The sequence below is a fragment of the Dasania sp. GY-MA-18 genome (assembly GCF_024734385.1).
Classification (GTDB): Bacteria; Pseudomonadota; Gammaproteobacteria; order Pseudomonadales; family Dasaniaceae; genus Dasania; species Dasania phycosphaerae.
Genome location: NZ_JANHAP010000019.1, coordinates 1 through 24,201, shown reverse-complemented (window position 1 = coordinate 24,201; position 24,201 = coordinate 1). Strand labels below are relative to the sequence as shown.

Below are 24,201 nucleotides of genomic sequence, written 5' to 3'. Positions count from 1 at the left end.
CAGCCAAGCCATTTTTTTACCCTAGCGGTGGCGATTAAAACAAATCCCTAAACCACTGCAACACGCCCTTAACACTGGTATTGCAAGGCGCTTTTTGCTGCGGCGCACTGCCCAATAAAAAAGGAACATAACGGGCATTGTCGCAGGGGCCGCTGCTAAGCAAACCGCTGTCGCCATCTACCCAGTGATAATTAACCCCAGCGGGCGCCTCTAAATTAATGGGCTGGCGGCTGACTCTGGCAAACAACTCGCGCCATACTTTTAAAGCACCACCCGCCCCAGTTAGGCCCGCGCTTTGATTATCATCGCGCCCCATCCACACCACCGCTAAATAATCGCCAGCAAAACCGGCAAACCAAGAATCGCGTAAATCATTAGTGCTGCCGGTTTTACCCGCTACGGCAAAGTCTTCGGGTAGGCGCTGGTAAACACTTTTGCCGGTACCCTCACGCACCACTTCCATCATAGAGTAATGCAGCAAGTGCACGACTGCGGAGTCGATGACTGGCTGCGACTGCACCGGGTAACGGGCCAAGGTTTTGCCCTGCTGATCATTAATTTGAGTAATCGCCCGCAGCGGTCGGCTAATGCCGTGGCTGGCAATAGTCTGATACATTTGCGTCACCTCTAAGGGCGACAACTCACCAGCTCCTAACAACAAAGCGGGCACCGCGGGTAATTTGCGGCTTACCCCTAGGCGCTGCACCATATTAAGCACCGGCTCTATACCCAGCTGCATACCCAGCCTAGCTGTCGCCTGATTATAGGACTGCGCCAAAGCATTGTGCAGCAACACCGAGCCATGGCTTTTTTTATCAAAATTTTGTGGCTGCCATAGTGAGCCGTCGCCACCTTGCACGGTTACTGCACTATCATTTAAGGGCGTGACCAAGGTGTACTGCTGCGGCTGCTCCAAGGCGGTTAAGTACACTGCCGGTTTAATTAGCGAGCCTATGGGCCGCACCGCATCCAAGGCGCGATTAAAACCGGCATAGCGCATTTCACGGCCGCCCACTAGGGCAACGATATCGCCGCTATTAACATCACTAACCACTACGGCGCCCTCGGTTTCTTTAGCCACCGTTTTAATCACGCTACTTAAACTTTGCTCGGCATGACGCTGCACTATGGGGTCAAAGGCGGTGTAGATATGCAAGCCTTGAGTTTGTAACTCCTGCTCGCTGTAATCGCGGCGCAGCTGCCTGCGTACCAAATCTAAATACGCAGGAAATACCACCGCCACCGCATTGGGCTTAGCCAAGCCCAAGCTATTCATTTGATAAAAATCACTTTGCTGCTGGGTAATTAATTGATGCTGGGCCATCAGCTTTAGCACCACATCGCGGCGTGCCTCAGCGCGTTCGGGGTGGCGCCAAGGGTCGTAATAAGAAGGCCCCTTCACCATGCCCACTAACAAGGCAATTTGGCCGGGGTTTAATTCGTATAGCGGGCGATTAAAATAATGTTGGCTGGCCAGAGCAAAACCGTGAATAGCGCGCGGGCCTTCCTGCCCCAAATAAATTTCATTGATATAGGACTCTAAAATTTTATCCTTGCTGTAATGCAGCTCCACCAATACAGTCATCACCGCTTCGGTGGCCTTGCGCCATAAACTGCGGCTGCGGCTGAGAAACACGTTTTTAACCAACTGCTGGGTAATGGTGCTGCCGCCCTGCACGGTGCGGCCAGCTTTTATATTGGCAATTAAAGCGCGGGCTATAGCCTTAGGCGACAAGCCCCAGTGGCTATAAAAATCTCTATCTTCTACTAATAGTAAAATTTCGCGCAGGCTTAGTGGCACTTCATCCAAGCGCACCAACAGCCTATCCTCTTTGTGGCTGGGGTAAATACTACCTATTTCTACAGGCTCTAAATGCACCTGCGGTAAGGCTTTACCCCACACTGAGCGCAAGTTTTTGACTCTATCGTTTAGCAGTTGCAGCTCAAATCGCTGCGAGGGCTGGTCGCCATGGCCGCGGGTAGCCACGGTAAATTTCTGACCCTGCTGCCAATAGCTGCCCGGGCGACGGCTATCGCTATTGAGTTGGTAGCCCAGTAGGTTTAATTCATAGCGCAAATCCTCGGCCGGTAAAAACTGCCCTTCGTGCAATGTTAAGGCGCGGCTGTAAACCCGAGCAGGCGTCTGCCATTGGCGCTCGTTTAGGCCATAACGCACATTGGCATCCAATGCTATCAACACCACGGCCATTAATACCGTCGCACTGATCAATAACTTCCACCAAGGAAAGCGTCTAGTGCGGGAGGTTTTAGGGGATTTTTTACGACGACTAGTCTTAGTACTGTGTGCTTTTTTACTCATGGCGCGAGTCTATCACGGCGGCCACTAATTCTTTAATCGACATTGCAAACAGCATCACAACAGGGATAATGGCCAGCCATTAACTACTCTTTTAGCTCTCAGGAACGCAAGCATGAAGCAATACCACATTTACGGCCTAGGCGCGGCACTCGTCGACACTGAAATAGAAGTGCAAGATCAAGAACTAGCGCAAATGAATGTTGATAAAGGCTTGATGACCTTGGTTGATGAAACCCGGCAGCAGGAACTGATAGCGCATTTGCAAGGCCACCTAGTGCACTCCAAACGCGCCTGTGGCGGCTCGGCCTGCAACACCATCATCGCCGCCAGCTATTTTGGTGCCAACAATTACTACAGCTGTAAAGTGGCCAACGACGACAATGGCCAGTTTTATTTGGATGATTTAAAAGCCGCGCAGGTGGATAGCGACTACGCCAGCAGCAAGCCCGAAGGCATTACCGGTAAATGCCTGGTACTGATTACTCCCGATGCCGAGCGCAGCATGAACACCTATTTAGGGATTAGCGAAACCCTGTCCGAGCAAGAGCTTAATGCCGATGCCATCGCCAACTCCGAATACCTGTATTACGAAGGCTACTTAGTCACCTCTCCCACCGGTCGCGCAGCGGCTATTAAAGCCAGGCAAATTGCCGAGCAACATGGGGTGAAAACCGCGATCAGCCTCTCCGACCCCGGCATGGTGCAGTTTTTTAAAGATGGCCTAGTAGACATGATAGGCGACGGCGTAGACCTACTGTTTTGCAATGAGGCCGAGGCCATGGGCTGGGGCGACAGCAGCAACCTTGAGGACGCCATCGCCCAGATGAAAACGCTGGCCAAGCAATTTGTCATCACCCTGGGCGCTAAAGGCGCGGTATTATTTGATGGCCAGCAGCTCATAGAGCTGCCAGGGCATCCAGTCAAAGCGGTAGACAGCAACGGCGCTGGTGATATGTTTGCCGGAGCCTTCCTATACGCACTCAGCCAAGGCCACAGCTTCCGCCAGGCCGGGCAACTCGCTTGCCGCGCCGCCGCTGAGGTAGTCAGCCACTACGGCCCACGTCTGCAAGCCGAGCAGCACCAGCAATTACTGCACAGCGTACTCTAACCTCTCAACACTAAAGGCTGGCTTAGTGATCTGCCACTAGGCCACCTACTGCCCCATCCTATCGGCAAAACCGCAGTTTATAAGCCATACTCAAGTTATTGCTATTTGCGGTATTGCTTACACTATGAGCCATCAGCCTTCTTCTGCAGCGCTAAGCGCTGGCTTAATACGAGCACAAAACAAATCCCATGGCGACTATCGCCCTAGCACCCAGCCGCTAGCTAACAGCCCCTGCGGGGAGTGTATTGGCAAGCCCTTAAATCGAACTAGCGCCAAAATCACAGCCATCAACCTAGCTCAGTACTGCTATTGCCTACCACAGCCTTATAGCGATTAGCCCTCATGGATGATAAAGACGTAGAGCAACTACAGCAGACAATTGCTAAGCTTCGCGCTGAAAATGCAGCGCTACAAAAACGCTTGAGCACCACAGCTGACGCCACCAACCAACAGCTGTCCAGTTGGTTAGATAGCTGTAGCAGTGCCACCCATATTGAACAGCTCGATATACTTTTAGGTGAAGTCGCCGCCTACCTCAATGCCGATGGCGCCACCCTGTCGATACACCATTACGGCAGCCACCAACTTAACCTAGTTAGCAGCTATCCCATTTCATCTAGCCAAGAAAAAACACGCTGCCAATATCATATTGATGATTTTCCATGGACCTGGCAGCAGCTACAGTCGGGCAGGCCGCTAATCATTAATAAGCTCAGCGATATACCTAGCAACAATAAAACTGACATCCATTTTTACCAAACCCTCAAGCAGCCTTCAGCACTGCAAATACCTTTAACCTTTGAGGATAGAATACAGGGGATACTAGAAGTACATAGCCAGGGCAGAACCCATAACTGGTCAGCTAATGATTGTGAATTACTGCAACAATTATCGCAGGCCTTTTTTTCTGCCGCCAATAGGATACTCAAAGACAAGTTGGACCGAGAGGGCTTGCAGCTATTACAAAAAGTGGCCGAAAATACCGGCGTTAGCTACGCCTTACTCAATTATGAGCGCAGCCATTACAGCTTTGGCCGCAACTTGGCCAGTATGCTAGGCCTACCTTGCGACACCCTACTGACTCCTCAAAGCTTTGATCAGCAATGGCAAGCGCAACAGCTAGTTAAACAGCAGCGCTGGTGGCAGGATATTTTCCAGCAAGAAAACACCAGCCCTTTAATCTTGCAGTGGCATGGCAAAAATAATGAAATTAAATATTTTTGCTGCACCCCCAGTATTATTTATCGCGACAAGCACAATAAACCCGACACTGTTTTAGTCGGCTATACCGACATCACGCAACTACAAACCCAAACCCTCAATTCACAATGGCTAAGCAATGTATTACAGCAACTACACCTATCACCCCAGCTTAGCACTATTAACCATATACTCAGCGAGCTACTTAAACGTTTAAACGCATCCGGCGTTATGGTGTTTTTAAATCAGCAAGTTATCACCACACAAACATCTAGCGACGCAATAGTTAAAGACATATACAGCGATAACAAGGCTGAGGATATAAATAGCTTTAATGCCGAAATATATAAGCTGTTAAAAAAATCGAGACCCTTATTTTTTACCCGCCTAGATCAAGCCCCCAAAAGCCTTATTGAAAACAGCAAATACTACAACATACTCAAGTCCATAAAATCACAGGGGCTTTATGCGGCCACTTTTAATAGGCAAAACAACACCCCTGCATTAATCGTTTTAACTTGGGATGAAAACCACAACATTGCGCAACTAAACTTAATAGAAGCCACCTTGCTATCTATAGGCGACACCCTATTCTCTGTCATAGATCAAATCAACGATAAAAAAGCCCTGCAACAAAAAATTGTTCAAGAACAGTGGCTAACCACCCAGGTTGACCAACTGTATCGCAGCCGTTACCCCATAGAGAGCACCGTCAACAAAGTCCTTAAAGCGCTATGCCAGCATCTCAATGCAGAGCGTATTTTTATTCGACATCGCATAGAAAATAGTAATATTTATCAAGTTAGCTATCAGCACTGCGAGCCTGGCATACCCAGCATAGTCGACAGCATAGGTGCCAATATTGACCTGAGCAATCTGCCCTCAGAACATGTTTTGGTTATAGGTAAACCCATAGCCATCAACGACATGTCAGGCAAAGAAAAATTACTGGCGGCTAAAAAAAATCTCGTCCTACAAGAGGACCCCGTATTAGCCACCTTAATGATGCCTTTATTTGGCATAGAAGGTATACCCGCCTATATCGCAGTCGACTGTATGACCCACACCCAACAGTGGACTAAAGAGCACGAAAAGTTAGTACAAGCCGTGGGTGACGCTATTTGCATGGCTCATGACCGGCAAGAAATCTATTATCAACTGCTTAATAATGAACAGCGCCTAAGCATGGCCATGGAGGCCTCTCAACATGGCATGTGGGAATGGCAGTTAGATACCAACAGCATCTATATAAGCCCAGAATGCTCCAGCCTGTTTGGTTTTCAACATGCAGAGCGCCAAATTTATTTTGACTCAGACAGGTTTCTTAAGCGGGTGCATGATGACGACCAAGCCTTATTTTCAGCTGAGCTAGACAAGCTACAAAATAACCAGCTGCCTTTTGAAGACATAAAACTACGATTCATCAAAAAAGATCACAGCATAATATGGTGCTACTTACGTGCAAAATTTACCGATTGGGATTTTCACGGCAATCCTAAGTGCCTAATTGGCGTAATGATAAATATCAGTGACTTTATCCTACAGCAACAGGCACTGGACAAAGCCCGCATAGAAGCGGAGCAAGCAAATATAGAAAAGAGCGATTTTCTAGCCCGCATGAGCCATGAAATACGCACCCCCATGAACGCCATTATCGGCTTATCTCACTTAATGAAAGACAGCGATCTCAATGAAAAACAACTGGACTATATAGACCACATACATTCAGCTGCTAACAATTTGCTAGGTATCATTAATGATATTTTAGATTTCTCTAAAATTGCCGCTGGCAAACTCATTATAGATAATGCCAATTTTTATTTTGAAGAAACCTTAAAACAAGTTTTGCGCATCACCTCTTTTCTTAGCGATCAAAAATCACTAAAACTGGTGCTAGTGCATGATGACAACATACCCAAAAAACTCTACGGCGACAGCTTAAGGCTATCGCAAATTTTAACTAACTTACTTAGCAATGCAGTGAAGTTTACCGAGCAGGGTGAAATTATTTTAAAAACCCAGTTGTTAAATTTAACCGGCAATAAAGTTGAACTACAAATTAATGTTATAGATTCGGGTATGGGCATTAGCGATGACTATATACAGCAACTCTTTGACCCCTTCAGCCAAGCTGATGGCTCTATTAGCCGTCGCTTTGGCGGCACTGGCCTGGGGCTAACTATAGTGCAACGTTTAGCCACGTTAATGGGCGGTAATATTGGCGTAGTCAGCGAATTGGGCAAGGGTACTAACTTCACCCTAACCCTCACCTTTGAGTTAGCTAAACAGCAGCAGCCAGACCAGAGCCAACAACAGCATGACCACTACCAACAGCAATTACGCGGCCTGCATATTCTGGTGGCCGAAGATAATATTGTTAACCAAAAAGTCGCCGCAGGGGTGCTTAATAAAAAAGGCATGCAATACAGTTTTGCCAACAACGGCCAAGAAGCGATCCAGCTTATGCAAGAACATGCCGCCAACTACGATGCCATTTTAATGGATATAGAAATGCCCGAGGTCAACGGCTATCAAGCCACCAGTTATATACGCCACACCCTAGGCAGTGACATCCCCATAATTGCCATGACTGCCCACGCCATGTCTGGTGATACTGAAAAAGCACTGGCAGCAGGTATGAATGCGCATATCAGCAAACCTATTAACCCCAACGCCTTATATCAAACCCTTAGCCACCATGTGGCGCGTCGCTAAGCCACCCCCTATAGCACGCATAAAAATATCTTTAGGCTAAGCTTAGGGAACCCAGCCCTGAATTTAATTTCTTAATAATTAACCCTAAGAGTAAGCAATAACTGCGATATGAAATTTTCACTTAGCCATTTATTATTAAGCACTGCAGCCGTGAGCCTGGTTTTACTAAGCGCCTGCAGCAGCACACCACGCCCCTCGGCGCTAAGCCCCGAACAAGCCGCCGCCAAGCACGGCTACACCATTGTTAAACCCGTCAAACAAGTACACGATTATCGGCTCAACGGCTGGGCCTATATAGACCAGCAAAACCTAGTGATGTATTCCAGCCCCGGCCGCTCTTATCTGCTCACCTTTAAACAGCGCTGCCATGAGTTACGCGCCATAGAAAACATAGCCCTGGACACGCGCACCGGCACCTTGATGGCCGGGCTAGATGCCATCAAGGTATTGCCACGCCACAGCAAAGTACTACACCCCTGTTATATAGAAGGTATATACCTGCTCATAAAAACCAAAGATAGCCACAACCCAGATAGCAATCCCCCCGATAAACACAACCCCGACAGCAAAGGCCCCGATAATAAGCCCCGTGTACAGGGCGCTAGCGATCTTGCTGCGCGATAACCGGCAAGGCGCTGCTGAGCCTAACTTCATGCTGATTAAGCTCAGCCCCATAAGCTAATACCTCCACCCCAGCGGCCATGGCCTCTCTAAACGTCTGGGCATAAACACTGTCGATTAAATCCGCCGGTGCCACACTCGTGATACCGCTGTGCTGTACACAAAAAAACAACACGGCTCTATGGCCCTGCTGCTTAACCGCCATTAACTCGCGGATATGCTTACTGCCCCTGGCGCTAACGGCATCGGGAAATACCCCCAAGCCCGTATCAGGCTGCGCTAATAAAGTGACACTCTTTACCTCTACAAAACACTGCTCGCCCTGCTCAGTGGCGAGGTGTATATCGATACGGCTGTTTTCGTCACCATATTTCAGCTCTGTGCGCAGCTGCGCATAGCCCTGCAATGGGCTTATCACCCCCTGCTCTATAGCCTCTACCACCAAGGCATTGGCCTTGGCCGAGTGTATACCTACCCAATGCCCGGCTGGGCTTTGCGCCAGCTCCCAAGTATGCCGGTATTTTCGCTTAGGGTTATCCGAGGTAGACAGCCACACCTGGCTGCCCGGTTCGGCACAGCCGGTCATCGCGCCAGTGTTGGGGCAGTGCACGGTAATAATCTCGCCATGGGGCAGCTGCACATCAGCCAAAAAGCGCTTATAGCGCTTAACTAATACCGCGGGCTGCAAAGGGGGGCACTGCATAACTCTCTCACTTTTATTAATACTTTTAAATTCAACAACTTAATGGCCCACTTAACACACTTAGCGCCACAAAGCAGGAAACTCTAGCGCAAAACGGCTTAATCTGGTACTTTTGCCCCCTTAAACATTGTCAGCAACGAAATGATTCGACCCGAGCGCGCCTTGGGGTAATGCTAACAAGGTATTTTTGAGCACTTCATTGGGATTGAGTAATGCCAGCAAAAAAACAACCAACGGCTAGCGATTTTAAAAATTTCACCCCTTATAAGCCGAAGAAAAACGAAGAGTATATGAACGAAAGCCAACTCGAGCACTTTCGTCATATTTTACTTTCGTGGAAATCGGAACTCATGGAAGAAGTAGACCGCACCGTTTCGCATATGAAAGATGATGCTGCTAATTTCCCCGACCCAGCTGACCGCGCCACGCAAGAAGAAGAGTTCAGCCTAGAGCTGCGCACCCGCGACCGCGAGCGCAAGCTGATTAAAAAAATCGATAAGACCATAGACCTTATCGATGCTGACGATTACGGCTACTGCGACACCTGTGGTGTAGAAATAGGCATTAAGCGCTTAGAAGCCCGCCCCACCGCCACCATGTGTATAGACTGCAAAACCTTAGACGAAATCAAAGAAAAGCAGCAACTAGGCTAAGCCACAGCCAACCCTAAAAAGGCAGTGTTATATCACTGCCTTTTTTATTGCTCACTGTTGCTAAGCTAGAGCCTTATGAGCCCACAGCCCGAACATACCCCGCCTAAGTACATAGGCCGCTTTGCCCCTTCACCTACCGGCCCCTTGCATTTGGGCTCATTAATTGCCGCCGTCGCCAGCTACTTAGACGCCAAGTCCCAACAAGGTTTATGGCTGTTGCGCATGGAAGATTTAGACCCCCCTAGAGAGCAAGCCGGCGCTGCCGAAAATATACTGCAATGCTTACAAGCCCATGGCCTGCACTGGCATGGCGAGGTATTGTGGCAAAGCCAACAACAGCAACGTTACCAAGCTGCGGTAGAGCAACTCATCGCCACGGGCAAAGCCTTTTACTGTCGCTGCAGCCGCAGCCAATTAGCTCAGCAGCAAGGCATACACGCCGGCAACTGCCAAGCGCAAGCGCCCTATACCGGTTGCGCGGTACGGCTAAGGGTCACAGAGCAAAGCCTAAGCTTTAACGACCCCCTGCAAGGCCGCGTGCAGCAACTACTGCACCGCGAAGTTGGCGACTTTGTAATCCAGCGCAAAGACCAATTCTATGCCTACCAATTAGCGGCAGTGTTAGACGATGCCCTGCAAGGGGTGACCCACGTAGTGCGCGGCTCGGACTTACTAGACTCCACCCCCAGGCAAATTTTTTTGCAGCAACAACTGGCACTGCCCACCCCACAATATGTGCATATACCGGTAATCACCAATAGTGCCGGTCACAAGCTCAGTAAACAAACCTTTGCCCCAGCGCTAAGCCCGCAACAGGCCTGCCAGAACTTGCTCAAGGCGCTGTACTTTTTACAGCAACCGCTGCCCCCCAAATCACAGCAACACGACTGCTCACAGATTTTGCAATGGGCCACCGCACACTGGTCGCTAAAGGCCGTGCCGCATTGCACTGCCATCGATGAAATAACGCTACAGCACTTTGCATGTTAAGTAGAGCTTGCGTACTATCAAAGCATAATAATTTCGCCCCCACTATTACCATCAGCGCCATTGTCAGCGCCTTAATAGCGAAGCCACTATGCGTATAAACCCAGCCCTGCTGCTACTGATTTTGCTGCTTATTGTGTTTACCCCCTCCATACACGAATGGATTACCGAAACCCAAAGCGCTTGGTATAGGCCTTATATTGTATGGCTGGGCTTAATTATTTTTGTGTACCTAGGCCAGCGGAGCACATCAAATAATGAACATTGATTTATGGCAGCTGTCGCTGTTTGGTATTGCCTACCTGCTATTATTATTTGGCATTGCCAGCATGGCCGAGCGCGGCATCATTCCCGAAAAAGTCATACGCCACCCCATAGTTTATGTGCTCTCACTGGGCGTTTTTGCCAGCGCCTTTGCCATTTATGGGGTAATCGGTTTAGCCCATGAATACGGCTACGGTTTTTTATCCTATTACTTTGGCATAGCTGGCGCCTTTATTTTTGCGCCATTAATGTTACTGCCCCTGCTGCGTATCTGCCGCAGCCAAATGCACAGCTCACTAGCCGACGTGTTAACGTTTCGATACCACAGCCAGTGGGCAGGCTCGGTGATGACCATCTTTATGCTGTTGGCGGTGATGCCCTTACTGGCCATGCAAATTCAGGCGGTGTCCGACTCGCTGCATATTTTATCCACCGATAGCACCCAACTATTTAGTAATGAAACTCGCCACAACAATGTGGCCTTGGTGTTTTGTTTAATTATCTCGGCGTTTACTATTTCTTTTGGCTCCAGCCATATCACCACTCATGAACGCCACGATGGCTTAGTCGTCGCCATAGCCTTTGAATCGATTATTAAACTGCTGGGCTTATTAACCGCCGGCGGCGTAGCCCTGTTTTATGTTTTTGATGGCCCGGCCGACCTAGATCAATGGTTATTAAACAACCCGCAAACCTTTGCCCTGCTCAACACTCCCATGCGCGAAGACTCGGCCCGCTCCATGCTGCTGATTTTCTTTTCGGCGGTAGTGGCCATGCCGCATTTATTCCATATGATTTTTGCTGAAAACCCCAACATCAAAGTAGTGCGCACCGCTATTTGGGGTATGCCGCTATTAATGCTGCTAATGAGCATACCAGTGCTGCCCATTTTATGGGCGGGCTTTAAGCTGGATAGCGTTTTACCCTCTGACTATTTTCCCTTGGGCATAGGCATAGAGCTGAATCAAACCTGGCTGGCCATGGTGGTCTTTATTGCCGGTTTATCGGCAGCCAGTGGCGCCATCATAGTCACCACCTTAGCGCTGGCATCCATGTGCTTAAAGCATTTGGTGCTGCCCTTTTATAAACCCAGCCATAAAAAAGATATTTACCGCTGGTTGCTGTTAATTCGGCGCGTATTAATGGTGGCTATCATTTTGGCGGGTTATGCCTTCTTCCGTTTAATCGTGGGCTACGAATCACTATCTAGCTTATCGTTGGCCACGCTGGTTGCAGGCTTACAATTTTTACCCGGCATACTGGCCGCACTGTATTGGCAAAAAGCGAATCGCAATGGTTTTTTGGCGGGCCTGTGTGCGGGCTTTATCGTTTGGTTTTTTACCCTGCTGCTGCCTATAGTCAGCGAATTTAATCCCGAGTTTATACGCCACTTTTATTTTAACTACAGTTATGGCGACCTGTGGAATGCCACCACTATCGTGTCACTGCTATGTAATATTGTTACCTTTATTGCGGTGTCTTTAATGACCCACACGCGGCCAGAAGAAATAGCCGCTGCCGAATTTTGCTCCTCCGACGATTTAAACCGCCCCACCCGCCAGCGCCTGCGCACCAAAAACCCCCAAGAGATGAAGGACAAACTCGCCGCGGCTCTGGGGCTGCACACCGCCAGCCGGGAAGTGGATAGAGCCTTGCAAGAACTGGGCATTACCCTGTATGAAACGCGGCCATTGGCGCTAAGGCGTTTGCGCTTTAGGTTAGAGGCCAACCTCTCCAGCCTGCTGGGGCCAGCCGTCGCCCACGAAATGATTATTCAATTACTGGCTACCGACGAGCATGAGTTTATCAGCCGCGATGACCTCAACCTTATCGAAGATCAGTTAGAGGGCCACAAGCACAACCTCACCGGCCTGGCCGCCGACCTAGATAGCTTGCGACGCTACCACCGGCAAACCCTACAGGACTTGCCGGTGGGGGTATGCTCCATTAGCCAAGATCACGAAATTTTAATGTGGAATGACAGCATCGCCAACATCACCACCATAGACACCCAAGCCGTCACCGGCTCACTGCTGCACAAACTCCCCGCCCCCTGGGGCAAACTGCTCAGCCGTTTTATCCAACAACCCGAGCTGCACCTATATAAGCAGTATGTAGAGATCAACGGCAGCGCAGCCTGGGTCAACCTGCATAAATCCAGCGCCCACGCCAACCCCGAACAAGATGGCCAAGTTATCGTGCTGGAAGATGCCACCGACCTGCAATTACTGGAGCACGAACTCACCCACAGCGAACGACTGGCCTCTATCGGTCGCCTCGCCGCTGGGGTAGCTCATGAAATAGGCAACCCCGTCACCGGCATAGCCTGCCTGGCGCAAAACCTGCGCTATGACACCGAAAACCCTGACAGCCTGGCCACCGCTAAGGAGATTTTGCAGCAGACCGATCGCATCTCCAAAATAGTGCAAACACTGGTCAACTTTGCCCATGCCGGCAACAACCCCCAGCATCAAAACGAAGCCGTCAATATCCATACCTGCGCCGCCGAGGCCATACACCTGCTGGCACTGAACAAAGAAGCCAAGGCCATAGACTTTCAAAACCACTGCCCAGAACAACTGTACGCCTTGGGGGATGCCCAGCGGCTGCAGCAAATCATGGTTAACCTACTCAGCAATGCCCGCGATGCCAGCCCTGCCAATAGCAGCGTACTGGTGAGCGCCGAGCAGCAACAAGGGCGGGTACTGATCAGCGTTTCGGATCAAGGCTGCGGTATTAGCAGCGAGCAACAAGAGCAAATCTTCGACCCCTTCTTTACCACCAAAGAGGCCGGCGCAGGCACCGGCCTGGGGCTGTCGCTGGTTTATAGCATTGTCGAAGACTTAGAGGGTAGCATTAGCGTAGAAAGCCCCGTCCCCCCCAGCTTAAACGGCAGCCGCTTTACCGTTAACCTGCCTGCGGCCCAGGCCGCTATAGAGCCTAAAACTGGTTAAAAAAGTGACAATCCGTAGTATTACTACTTTAAAAAAGCTAACAGAAGGAGTATGTTGTTCCCCTTAGTAACACTTCCAACCACAATATAGATCGAGAGCCACACATGGAGCACATTTTAATTGTTGAAGATGAAGCGGTAATACGCACCGCTCTACGCCGCCTACTGGAGCGCAACAATTACCAAATCAGCGAAGCCGGCTCCGTGGCTGAAGCCTTACAAAGCACCAACAAACACAGTTTCGACCTTATAATTAGCGACCTGCGCCTGCCTGGTGCACCGGGCACCGACCTCATCAAGCAGGTAGAGAACACCCCGGTATTGATTATGACCAGCTACGCCAGCATGAAATCGGCGGTAGATACCATGAAGTCTGGAGCCGTGGACTATATCGCCAAACCCTTTGATCACGACAATATGCTGCAGTCCGTCGCCAACATCATCAGCCAACACAGCCCCAACAAGCACCCCAAAACCACCACCGCCACCCAACACCGCGGCCAGCCGCAATTAGGCAATATGCTGGGCAGCTGCAAACCCATGCTGGAACTGTACGAACACATCAAAAAAGTCGCCCCCACCGAAACCACCGTTTTAGTACATGGCGAAACCGGCACCGGTAAAGAGCTAGTAGCCACCTCCATACACCAACTCAGCAGCCGCGCTAACAAACCCATCATTTGCGTTAACTGCGCAGCCATCCCCGAAACATTAATAGAGTCCGAACTATTTGGTTACGAAAAAGGTGCCTTTACCGGTGCCCACACTAACCGCATGGGCCTTATCGAAGCCGCCGATGGCGGCACCCTGTTTTTGGATGAAATAGGCGAATTACCCCTAGAAGCGCAAGCCAGGCTGCTGCGCTTTATCCAAGAAGACGAAATACGCCGCATAGGCGCCACCCAATCCATGAAAGTGGATGTGCGCCTGATTTGCGCCACCCATAGGGACCTCAAACAGCTGGCCGAACAAAACCTGTTCCGCCCCGACCTGTACTACCGCATCAATGTGATGCAACTGGTCTTACCGCCCCTGCGCAGCCGTGGCAAAGACATCTTAGAGATCGCCGAGACCTTATTAGGCCGCTGCAGCGAAGAGCACAACAAAGGCCCCATGCACCTCTCCCCTAAAGCCGTGCAAGCCATTACCACCTACCACTGGCCAGGTAATGTCAGAGAGCTGGAAAACGTCATTGCCCGTGCCGTGATCTTGGCCGAAGGCGAAGAAATAGGCGACGAGTTACTCAACATAGACTTTCAGCTGGTGCATGTTAACCAACTGCGCAAGCCTCTTAATAAAGACGACCTACTGCACTTTGAAGCGGCGCCACAGTCCACCAGCCCCTTTGCCAACAACCCTTTCTCAAATAACAACGCCAGCACCCCGCCCCCCACCAGAGATAGCCTATCGCTAGATGACTATTTCCAACACTTTGTACTAGAACACCAAGACAGCATGAACGAGACCGAGCTGGCCAAAAAGCTAGGGGTGAGCCGTAAATGCCTATGGGAACGTCGCCAGCGCTTGGGCATCCCCAGAAAAAAGACCAATAAGCAGGCCTAACAACACTAATTTTGTGAAAAATTACCAAAAAAAGCGCTTGCCTAGCGCTTTTTCGACTATTTTCTCCTATTAAAAATTTTTGGTATGCCCAATAGCTATAAATATTCAGCAAAGTGAAATATTTATGTTACCCAAGCCGTGTAAATGTAACAGTCGGCGAAACATTCGGTAACAAAGCCCCACCCGCCTCTAGTCAGCATCCTCAAAACTTTATATAAGCCATTGATTTAAAAGAGATTTAAAAGTTGGCACGGCCAGTGCATTACCCTAGCCACAATAACAATAATAAAATAATAATAAAAATACTTTATAAAATAATAATAAAAACATGAGACCTGGATGGGGAAGAGAAATCTTCCCCGTCATCGCTAAACACCCTCAAGTCAGCAACACCCAGCCCTAAAATACCATCGCACACAACTGTGTAAGCAAAACCAGCTTGGCGTACACGCCACTCACTTTTTACTGTTACCCACTGCGTAGCACCGTAACACCATAGGTAATGATTAGTAACAACCGCAAGAGCCAGCCTATTCCAGCCACTGAGCTCAAAACTCTAAGCCATTGATTTAACTATAAATTATTTTTTGGCATGATAGCTGCAATCCCTTTTCGCAAATAATAATAATGACAACTAATAACAATAATTAAATAACAATAAGATTCGAGACCTGGATGGGGGAAAACAGCGTTTTCCCTTCATCATTACCCCAGCACCACACTCACCCCAGCCCGCTACCACCACAGCTAAACGCTGGTAAAACATTTGTGGTAACATCGCCCACCATTAACGCGCTATCGGCTACCCAGCCCTCACCGGCTACCGCAGATTCGCACAACTTTATACGCAATAGATCATTCTACTTATGCTGAAATGGCTTTCTGGCGCTGGCAACAAACTCAATAGCTGGCTCAATAATCATAACGAACCCGGTTCAGGCTCACCGCAAATCATCCCTAGAGACCAGCACAGCATCTCGCGCAAGCATATCAGCCGTGCGGCCCTCAATGTGATAGCAGGGCTGCGCAAAGCCGGCCACCAAGGTTTCTTAGTTGGCGGTGGCGTACGCGACCTTTTATTAGGCGGCCACCCCAAAGACTTTGATGTCGCCACTGATGCTACTCCCGAGCAAATCGTCAAACTGTTTCGCGGCGCCCGCATCATAGGCCGCCGTTTTAAAATTGTGCACGTGCGCTTTGGCCGCGAAGTCATAGAAGTCACCACTTTTCGCAGCAACCACAGCCCCAAACCCGCGCCAGAGCAAGGCCGCCCCGGCAATAAAAAATCTGTGCAAAGCGAAAGCGGCATGCTGTTGCGCGACAATGTGTTTGGCACCGTAGAAGACGACGCCATACGCCGCGACTTCACCATTAACGCTCTTTATTACACTACCGCCGACTTTGCCATTTATGACTACACCGGCGGCCTCTACGATTTACAGCATAAGATCATACGCATCATAGGCGACCCCGAAACCCGCTACCGCGAAGACCCTGTGCGCATGTTGCGCGCCGCTCGCTTTGCCGCCAAGCTGGACTTTGATATAGAAGAACACACCGCCGCCGCCATGCCCAAGCTGGCCAGCTGCCTGCGCGACATACCCGCAGCACGCCTGTTCGACGAAACCCTCAAACTATTTATGTCAGGCCAAGGCTTAGCCACCTATCAGCAGCTCAAACGCTACGGTCTGTTTGAACAACTATTCCCCGAGACCGGCGAAGTCCTGGCCAGCGGCAACCTTTACGCCGAGGCCATGATAGAGCACGCCCTAAGCAACACCGATAAGCGCATCAATCAAGGCAAGCCCGTCACCCCGGCCTTTATTTTTGCCGCCCTGCTATGGCCAGCAGTGCAACGCCGCCACCTAGAACTAATGGCTGAGCGTTTACCTGAAGTGCCCGCCCTGCATCAGGCCAGCCAAGAAATCGTCAGCCGCCAGCAGCAGCACACCGCCATCCCCAAACGCTTTGGCATACCCATGCGTGAAATTTGGGATCTGCAACTGCGACTACCCCGCCGCAGCGGCAAGCGCGCCCAAAGCCTGTTTGAAAACCGCCGCTTTAGAGCCGCCTACGACTTTTTATTACTGCGTGAACAAGCTGGCGAAGAAACCGGCAACCTAGGGCAATGGTGGACCGACTACCAAAACCAACCCGAAAACCAACGCGACCAAATGGCCAGGTCACTGCGCCCGCCCGCCGCCAACAAACGTCGCCGCCCCCGCAAGCCCAGACCTGACTAACGGGTAGCAGCAATGACGCTTTGTTTTATAGGCCTGGGCAGCAACTTAGCCAACCCCCAGCAACAAGTTAACGACGCCGTTAAAGCCCTGTCGCAACTGGCCGATACGGAGTTGCTGGCCTGCTCACCCTGGTATCGCAGCACCGCCATAGGCCCCGGCCAACAAGACGATTATGTAAACGGCGCGGTGATGCTCAACACCCAGCTCAGCCCCTTAACTTTACTGGACCAGCTACAAGCCATAGAGCAACAGCAGCAGCGGGTACGCATACAGCGCTGGGGGCCGCGTACCCTGGATTTGGACCTGCTGGCCTACGGTGAGCAGGTGATAGAGCAGCCCCGCTTAAGCGTGCCACACCCACGCATAGCCGAGCGCAACTTTGTGATATACCCCTTGTACGACTTAGCCCCTGAGCTTAAGCTGGCCAACGGCTTATGCATCAAAAGCCTGCGCGCACAGTGCGGCGATGAAGGCTTACAACGCATTAGCGACAGCGAACAATAAATAAAACGGGAGTATTACTGTGACCCTGAACGATGAAGCATCCATCATCGATTTTAAAAATCGCCAACCCCCTGCGTACATCGCCGTGGAAGGCCCTATAGGTGTAGGCAAAACCACTTTAGCCAAGCGCCTAGCAGAAACCTTTAACCACCAAGCGCTACTAGAAAACATAGGCGACAACCCCTTTTTAGAAGGTTTTTATCAAAACCAAAAAAATGCCGCACTGGCTACCCAGCTGTTCTTTTTATTTCAGCGCGCCCAGCAAATACAGGATCAGCGCCAGGCCGACATCTTCGAGCCGGTACAAGTGTCAGACTTTTTAATAGAAAAAGACCGCCTCTTCGCCCAGCTCACCCTGGACCAAAACGAATTTCAACTGTACGAAAAAGTCTACCAGCAGCTCACCATAGAGGCCCCCAGGCCCGACCTGGTGATCTATTTACAAGCCCCGGTAGACGTACTAACCTCCCGCATACAAAGCAGGGGGATAGCCTTTGAGCAAAATATTTCCAGCGACTACCTCACCGCTATTAACGAGGCCTATACCGAATTCTTCCTCTATTATGACGATGCGCCACTGCTCATCGTCAATGCCGAAGAGATAGACCTAATCAACCGCCCCAGTGACTACGCCCAATTTGTGGATTATCTATTAAACATACGCAACGGCCGCCACTACTTTAACCCAACCATATTTTAAGAGCGCTAGCCCATTATGAGAGCAGTAACCATTAACACCCTGCAAGCCCATAAAGCCGCCGGTGACAAATTTGCCGTTATCACCAGCTACGACGCCTGCTTTGCCCACTTGGTGGAAGAGGCCGGTATAGAAGTAATATTAGTGGGTGACTCATTGGGTATGGTACTGCAGGGCCACAACAGCACGCTGCCGGTAACCGTTAGCGACATGGCCTACCACACCGCCAACGTTGCCCGCGGCTGCAGCAAACCCTTAATTGTTACCGATATGCCCTTTGGCAGCTACAGCAGCAGCGAGCTGGCGCTAGCCAATGCGGTGGCGCTAATGCAGGCCGGTGCCCACATGGTCAAAGTAGAAGGGGGCGCCTGGCTGCTAAGCACCATCAAAGCTCTGACCGAGCGCAGCATACCGGTATGCGGCCACTTGGGCCTCACCCCACAATCGGTTAACAGCCTAGGGGGCTACAAAGTGCAGGGCCGCGACCCCAAACAGGCCCAAACCATTATCGACGACGCCAAACAACTAGAGCAGGCCGGGGCCAGCTTACTGGTGCTGGAATGCGTACCCGCCGACCTCGCCAAAAAAATCAGCCAGGCACTAAGCATACCCGTTATAGGTATAGGCGCAGGCGCAGACACCGATGCCCAAGTATTGGTGATACACGACATGCTAGGCCTATCCAGCCACACCCCTAAGTTTGTACGCAACTTTATGGCGGGCAACAACAGCATACAGCAGGCCCTAAGCGACTATCACGCTGCGGTAAAAAGCGGCGAATTCCCCAGTGCCGAACACACGTTTTCAGGCTAAGCAGCGCTGCACACCAGCCCTAAGGCGGCAATGTGCATTAGCGGGGCCAGCCCCCGCTAATCGCGGAAATGGCCCGATTTTGAGTTTTTCGGTAACAAACCACTGTATTTTTTCGTAACAATAGCGGTATTTTTTACACTTTACAGGATTGAACCACCTAGTTGATTAGGGCATACTTGCCCGCCTAGTCACTTTCTGATCAGTAAACAGGCAGCCAGTGACCATTATGGACTCTAGTAAACAGCGTGCTGCTCAACGCCCCAGCAAAGTCTTTTAAGGCCAAGCTCACGCCATAGTAGAACAAGACTGTATGAAAACATGCACTACCACCAAACAGCTGCGCTGCCAACTTAACCGCGAGAAACTCGCCGGTAAGCGTGTTGCATTTGTCCCCACTATGGGCAACCTGCACGAAGGCCACTTGCAACTAGTACGCAAAGCCAAACAAGTCGCCGATGTGGTGGTAGTGAGTATTTTTGTGAATCCGCTGCAGTTCAATGTGCAGGAAGACCTCAACAAATACCCCCGCACCCTAGCCGCCGATAAAGAAAAACTGTTTGCCGAAGGCGCGCAATACCTGTTCTACCCCAGCGTTGACGAAATCTACCCCGAAGGTATGGCCCAGCAAACCAAAGTGTCAGTGCCCGAATTATCAGAGACCCTATGCGGCGCCAACCGCCCCGGCCACTTTACCGGTGTGGCCACCGTGGTAGCCAAGCTGTTTAATATTGTGCAGCCCGACACCGCCATCTTTGGCAAAAAAGATTACCAGCAGCTCTCTATTATTAAAAAAATGGTACTAGACCTGTGCATGCCTATAGAGATCATAGGCATAGAGACCGCCCGCGCCGAAGACGGCCTGGCGCTAAGCTCGCGCAACGGCCACCTCAAACCCGAGGAGCGCCACACCGCCCCGCTGCTACATCAAACCCTGCAAACCTGCCGCGAAGCCATAGCCTGCGGCTACGACAGCTACCTAGAGCTGGAACAACACGCTATAGAAACCCTAAAAAATGCCGGCTTTCAGCCCGACTACTTTTCTATACGCGATGCTTACACCCTCAAAGAAGTGACCGATGACACCGAACTTATCGTGATTGCCGCCGCCGCCCAGCTGGGCATGCCGCGCCTAATCGATAACGTCACCCTCAACCTCAACCCCAACCAAGACTGGGGTATGCTGGCGACCAGCTAGGTTTAAGCCTAGCTGCAAGCTGCAAGCAAAATCATTTTGCCTCGCCACACTCTACGCGCAAGCCCGCACTGACTAGCATTTTTAAATCGCGCAATCATACCCTTTAGTGGGTATGACATAGCCTTCACCACAGGCTATGATGTTTAGCTACTGCAAAACAGCCCTTTAAATATCGAATAACAGTAAAGAGATCGCCATGTTTGAAGCAAAAACCCATCCTGTACCCACCGAGTTTGCCGCTAACGCCCATATCAATAACGAACAATACCTAGCCATGTACCAGGCATCGGTAGCAACCCCCGATATTTTTTGGGCCGAGCAAGCACAACAATTTTTAAGCTGGCAACAACCCTGGACTAGCGTCTGCGAATTTGATTTTAAAAAAGGTGAGGCCAGCTGGTTTGCCGGCGGTAAACTTAACGTAAGCGCCAACTGCATAGACCGCCACCTAGCCACACGCGGCGAGCAAACCGCCATTATTTGGGAAGGCGACGACCCCGAAGACAACATAAACATTAGCTACAACGAATTACACGAGCAGGTCTGCAAACTCGCCAACGTACTCAAAAGCCGCGGCGTAAAAAAAGGCGACCGGGTCTGCATCTACATGCCCATGATTATTGAAGCCGCCTACGCCATGCTGGCCTGTACCCGCATAGGCGCGGTGCACTCGGTAGTGTTTGGCGGCTTTTCACCCGAAGCCTTAAAAGACCGCATTTTAGACTCCGACTGCCAAGTTGTACTGACCGCCGACGAAGGTGTACGCGGCGGCAAAACCATCCCCTTAAAAAACAATGTGGATAGTGCCCTAGCCCATTGCCCCAACGTACACAGCAACATTGTCGTAGCGCGCACCGGCGGTGAGATTAGCTGGGATGAAAGCCACGACCTGTGGTACCACGAGTTGATGGAGCAGGCCTCGGCCGACTGCGAGCCCGAGTGGATGGACAGCGAAGACCCGCTGTTTATCCTCTATACCTCTGGCTCCACCGGCAAGCCTAAAGGCGTACTGCACAGCACCGGTGGCTACCTGCTACAAGCCGCCATGACCCACAAATACGCCTTTGATTACCACGACGGCGATGTTTTTTGGTGTACCGCCGATGTGGGCTGGGTCACCGGCCACAGCTACACCCTATACGGGCCACTGGCTAATGGCGGCATTACCCTGATGTTTGAAGGTGTACCCAACTACCCCGATGCCTCGCGCTTTTGGCAGGTGTGTGACAAACACCAAGTGAATATTTTTTACACCGCCCCCACCGCCCTGCGCGCCCTAATGGGAGCTGGCGACGAATTTGTACGCAGCAGCTCACGGCAATCATTAAAAGTACTAGGCACGGTTGGTGAACCCATCAACCCCGAAGCCTGGGAGTGGTATTACAACATCGTGGGCGAAGGCCGCTGCCCCATCGTCGACACCTGGTGGCAAACCGAAACCGGCGCCCATATGCTCACCCCCCTGCCCGGTGCCACCGCCTTAAAACCCGGCTCGGCCACCCGCCCCTTCTTTGGCGTGCAACCCGTATTACTAGACAGCGAAGGCAAAGAGATAGAAGGCGCAGGCGAAGGCAACCTCGCCATCAAACACTCGTGGCCCAGCCAAATACGCAGCGTGTACGGCGACCACCAGCGCATGATAGACACCTATTTCAGCACCTACCCCGGCTACTACTTTACCGGTGACGGTGCCCGCCGCGACCAAGATGGCTACTACTGGATTACCGGCCGCGTCGACGATGTACTGAATGTATCCGGCCACCGTATGGGCACCGCCGAAATTGAAAGCGCCCTAGTGCTGCACGATGCCGTGGCCGAAGCCGCGGTAGTGGGCTACCCCCACGACATTAAAGGCCAGGGCATTTACGCCTATGTAACCTTAATGAACGGGCAACAGCCCAGCGATGCGCTGAAACAAGAATTTATCGACTTGTGCGTGAAAGAGATAGGCCCCATCGCCAAACCCGATTTAATCCAATGGGCGCCGGGCCTACCCAAAACCCGCAGCGGCAAAATTATGCGCCGTATTTTACGCAAGCTAGCCGCCAACGAAGTCGACAGCCTAGGCGACACCTCTACCTTAGCCGACCCTTCGGTGGTGGATGAGTTAATGGCTAATCGTTTGAATCAATAAACCTGCTGTAAAAAACGGCAGTAGCCTTAGAGGCTGCTGCCGTTTTTTTGAACAGTCTATCTGCATCACTCATCTATAGGGCTAATCACCCCTCGCCCACCTTTACGCACCACATGCAAGTAGATTTCGGTAGTCCGTATATCACTATGCCCTAATAACTCTTGGATAGTGCGTATATCATAACCTTTCATTAATAAACGAGTCGCAAAACTATGTCGAAACGTATGGCAGCCTGACTTCTTTAAAATATTAGCCTCACGTATCGCTTGAGCAACCCTCCCTTGAACCGTCGATATCATGACATGATGCCTGCGCATCACATCACTCCTAGGGTCCTTCGCCCGATGAAAAGCTGGAAAAACATATTGCCAAGTAAGATGCCTAGCACCAGAAGGATATTTTCTAGCTAAAGCATGAGGCATATAAACTTCCCCGAACCCTTGCTTTAAGTCCAACGCATGCTGCGCTTTAACCAAATCAATTTGCGCACGGATATCCGAAATCAGTGTTTCAGGTAGCACGGTGATACGGCTTTTATTACCTTTACCGTTTCTAATCATTAAATTATTCATGCCAAAATCAAAATCCTGCACCCGCAAACGAACACACTCCGACACTCGCAAACCACTGCCGTACATCAAGCTGGCCATCAAACGATAAGGCGCTGGCAAACCGCCAATCACTGCACAGGCCTCGGCATGGGTAAATACAACAGGAATATTTCTAGGCAGCTTGGCATAATTAAACACCAAATCTTTAACGTCTTTTTTTAGAAACTGGTTAAACAAAAACATCAAGGCATTAAGCGCAGTTTTTTGCGTGCTAATGGCAACATTTTTGTGCACGGCTAGATGAGATAAAAATGCCTCTATTTCAGCCGCCCCCATATCTCTAGGGCTGCGCTTATTATGAAAACAAATAAAACGCCAGCACCAGCCTATGTAACCCTTCTCGGTAGCATATGACTTATTTTGAGCGCGGATAAATAACCTGAGCTGATCTAAAAAACCCGGAGAATTCGGATCGACTGGGATGGGTATATCGTCCATGAGACACCTCTATGCTGTATGTATAATCAGCAGTAATTATAACCACAATAACCCAGCCCGCAACGTGGGCTTAACAAAAAAGCCGTAAAACAGTGGAATCGATCAACATTCTTACAAGCCGTCTGTTTAAGGGAGCTTTTTAACCTTATAAATCAGCGACTTATAATCCATGGCTGCCCGCGGTTGGGAAATAACCCGCATGTAAATATGTCGCAGCGATCAACTTATTTCCAAAAATGTAAATAGTACAGCTTCTATCCTGTTGATATTGAAGGATAAACGTGGATACTGGTTAAAATAATTAAAACCATCGTGGAATGGGTATATGTTGATCTATTCCACTTAATAAGCTGTTGTACATAACCGCTTCGCGGTGGAGTGCGTAATTTAAGTCACGGGATGACTATTGAATTTAAACAAAGGCATATGGATATGTCGAACAAAAAAATACAGCATTTATTCACCGCATTCAAGAATGA

At 50.3% G+C, this 24,201-nt stretch carries 17 protein-coding genes; 14 read left to right on the top strand and 3 right to left on the bottom strand.

The window, feature by feature from the left end; all coding sequences use genetic code 11:
* Window positions 1–34 precede the first annotated feature (34 nt).
* Window positions 35–2,320 carry a penicillin-binding protein 1B gene (gene mrcB, locus NO559_RS16545; protein WP_258332988.1) on the bottom strand — a complete coding sequence of 762 codons (2,286 nt, stop codon included), beginning with the start codon at window positions 2,318–2,320 and terminating at the stop codon, window positions 35–37.
* A gap of 112 nt (window positions 2,321–2,432) precedes the next feature.
* Here mrcB and NO559_RS16540 point away from each other — a divergent pair, with 112 nt between their 5' ends.
* The 3 genes from NO559_RS16540 to NO559_RS16530 all read left to right on the top strand — a co-directional run bounded on the left by NO559_RS16540 (window position 2,433) and on the right by NO559_RS16530 (window position 7,967).
* A complete protein-coding gene (locus NO559_RS16540) occupies window positions 2,433–3,428 on the top strand; it encodes an adenosine kinase (RefSeq protein WP_258332987.1) in 996 nt (331 codons plus the stop codon).
* A 342-nt stretch (window positions 3,429–3,770) separates the two neighbouring features.
* Window positions 3,771–7,343 carry an ATP-binding protein gene (locus NO559_RS16535; protein ID WP_258332986.1) on the top strand — a complete coding sequence of 1,191 codons (3,573 nt, stop codon included), beginning with the start codon at window positions 3,771–3,773 and terminating at the stop codon, window positions 7,341–7,343.
* A gap of 108 nt (window positions 7,344–7,451) precedes the next feature.
* Complete coding sequence (locus NO559_RS16530; protein ID WP_258332985.1) at window positions 7,452–7,967, top strand: DUF6491 family protein; 516 nt, start codon at window positions 7,452–7,454, stop codon at window positions 7,965–7,967.
* Here the strand turns inward: NO559_RS16530 and sfsA are convergent.
* Complete coding sequence (gene sfsA / locus NO559_RS16525; protein ID WP_258332984.1) at window positions 7,945–8,667, bottom strand: DNA/RNA nuclease SfsA; 723 nt, start codon at window positions 8,665–8,667, stop codon at window positions 7,945–7,947. The genes NO559_RS16530 and sfsA overlap by 23 nt on opposite strands.
* 212 nt (window positions 8,668–8,879) lie before the next feature.
* Here sfsA and dksA point away from each other — a divergent pair, with 212 nt between their 5' ends.
* The 11 genes from dksA (at window position 8,880) to acs (ending at window position 22,673) form a co-directional block, all read left to right on the top strand.
* A complete protein-coding gene (gene dksA, locus NO559_RS16520) occupies window positions 8,880–9,320 on the top strand; it encodes an RNA polymerase-binding protein DksA (RefSeq protein ID WP_258332983.1) in 441 nt (146 codons plus the stop codon).
* Between the two features lie 75 nt (window positions 9,321–9,395).
* Window positions 9,396–10,310: a tRNA glutamyl-Q(34) synthetase GluQRS gene (gene gluQRS, locus NO559_RS16515; protein WP_258332982.1), complete on the top strand. Its 915-nt coding sequence runs from the start codon at window positions 9,396–9,398 to the stop codon at window positions 10,308–10,310.
* An 88-nt stretch (window positions 10,311–10,398) separates the two neighbouring features.
* Window positions 10,399–10,575 (top strand): hypothetical protein, encoded by a 177-nt coding sequence (locus tag NO559_RS16510; RefSeq protein ID WP_258332981.1) that lies wholly within the window; start codon window positions 10,399–10,401, stop codon window positions 10,573–10,575.
* Window positions 10,565–13,525, top strand: coding sequence for an ATP-binding protein (locus NO559_RS16505; protein ID WP_258332980.1), 2,961 nt, complete (start codon window positions 10,565–10,567; stop codon window positions 13,523–13,525). Before NO559_RS16510 ends, NO559_RS16505 begins: the two co-directional genes overlap by 11 nt.
* Before the next feature lie 104 nt (window positions 13,526–13,629).
* Window positions 13,630–15,087 carry a sigma-54 dependent transcriptional regulator gene (locus NO559_RS16500; protein ID WP_258332979.1) on the top strand — a complete coding sequence of 486 codons (1,458 nt, stop codon included), beginning with the start codon at window positions 13,630–13,632 and terminating at the stop codon, window positions 15,085–15,087.
* 866 nt (window positions 15,088–15,953) lie between these two features.
* Window positions 15,954–17,330, top strand: a complete 1,377-nt coding sequence (pcnB, locus tag NO559_RS16495) for a polynucleotide adenylyltransferase PcnB (RefSeq protein WP_258332978.1) — start codon at window positions 15,954–15,956, stop codon at window positions 17,328–17,330.
* A gap of 12 nt (window positions 17,331–17,342) precedes the next feature.
* Window positions 17,343–17,834 carry a 2-amino-4-hydroxy-6-hydroxymethyldihydropteridine diphosphokinase gene (folK, locus tag NO559_RS16490; RefSeq protein ID WP_258332977.1) on the top strand — a complete coding sequence of 164 codons (492 nt, stop codon included), beginning with the start codon at window positions 17,343–17,345 and terminating at the stop codon, window positions 17,832–17,834.
* 19 nt (window positions 17,835–17,853) lie between these two features.
* Window positions 17,854–18,534 carry a deoxynucleoside kinase gene (locus NO559_RS16485; RefSeq protein WP_258332976.1) on the top strand — a complete coding sequence of 227 codons (681 nt, stop codon included), beginning with the start codon at window positions 17,854–17,856 and terminating at the stop codon, window positions 18,532–18,534.
* 15 nt (window positions 18,535–18,549) lie between these two features.
* Window positions 18,550–19,344, top strand: coding sequence for a 3-methyl-2-oxobutanoate hydroxymethyltransferase (gene panB, locus NO559_RS16480; RefSeq protein WP_258332975.1), 795 nt, complete (start codon window positions 18,550–18,552; stop codon window positions 19,342–19,344).
* Window positions 19,345–19,654: 310 nt separating this feature from the next.
* Entirely contained in the window at window positions 19,655–20,539 is an 885-nt protein-coding gene (panC, locus tag NO559_RS16475; RefSeq protein WP_258332974.1) for a pantoate--beta-alanine ligase, read from the top strand.
* A gap of 196 nt (window positions 20,540–20,735) precedes the next feature.
* Window positions 20,736–22,673, top strand: a complete 1,938-nt coding sequence (gene acs, locus NO559_RS16470) for an acetate--CoA ligase (RefSeq protein WP_258332973.1) — start codon at window positions 20,736–20,738, stop codon at window positions 22,671–22,673.
* A gap of 65 nt (window positions 22,674–22,738) precedes the next feature.
* Here acs and NO559_RS16465 read toward each other — a convergent pair whose 3' ends face one another.
* The gene (locus tag NO559_RS16465) at window positions 22,739–23,722 is read right to left on the bottom strand and encodes an integron integrase (protein WP_258332972.1); all 984 of its coding nucleotides are present in this window, start codon (window positions 23,720–23,722) and stop codon (window positions 22,739–22,741) included.
* Window positions 23,723–24,201: the final 479 nt, after the last annotated feature.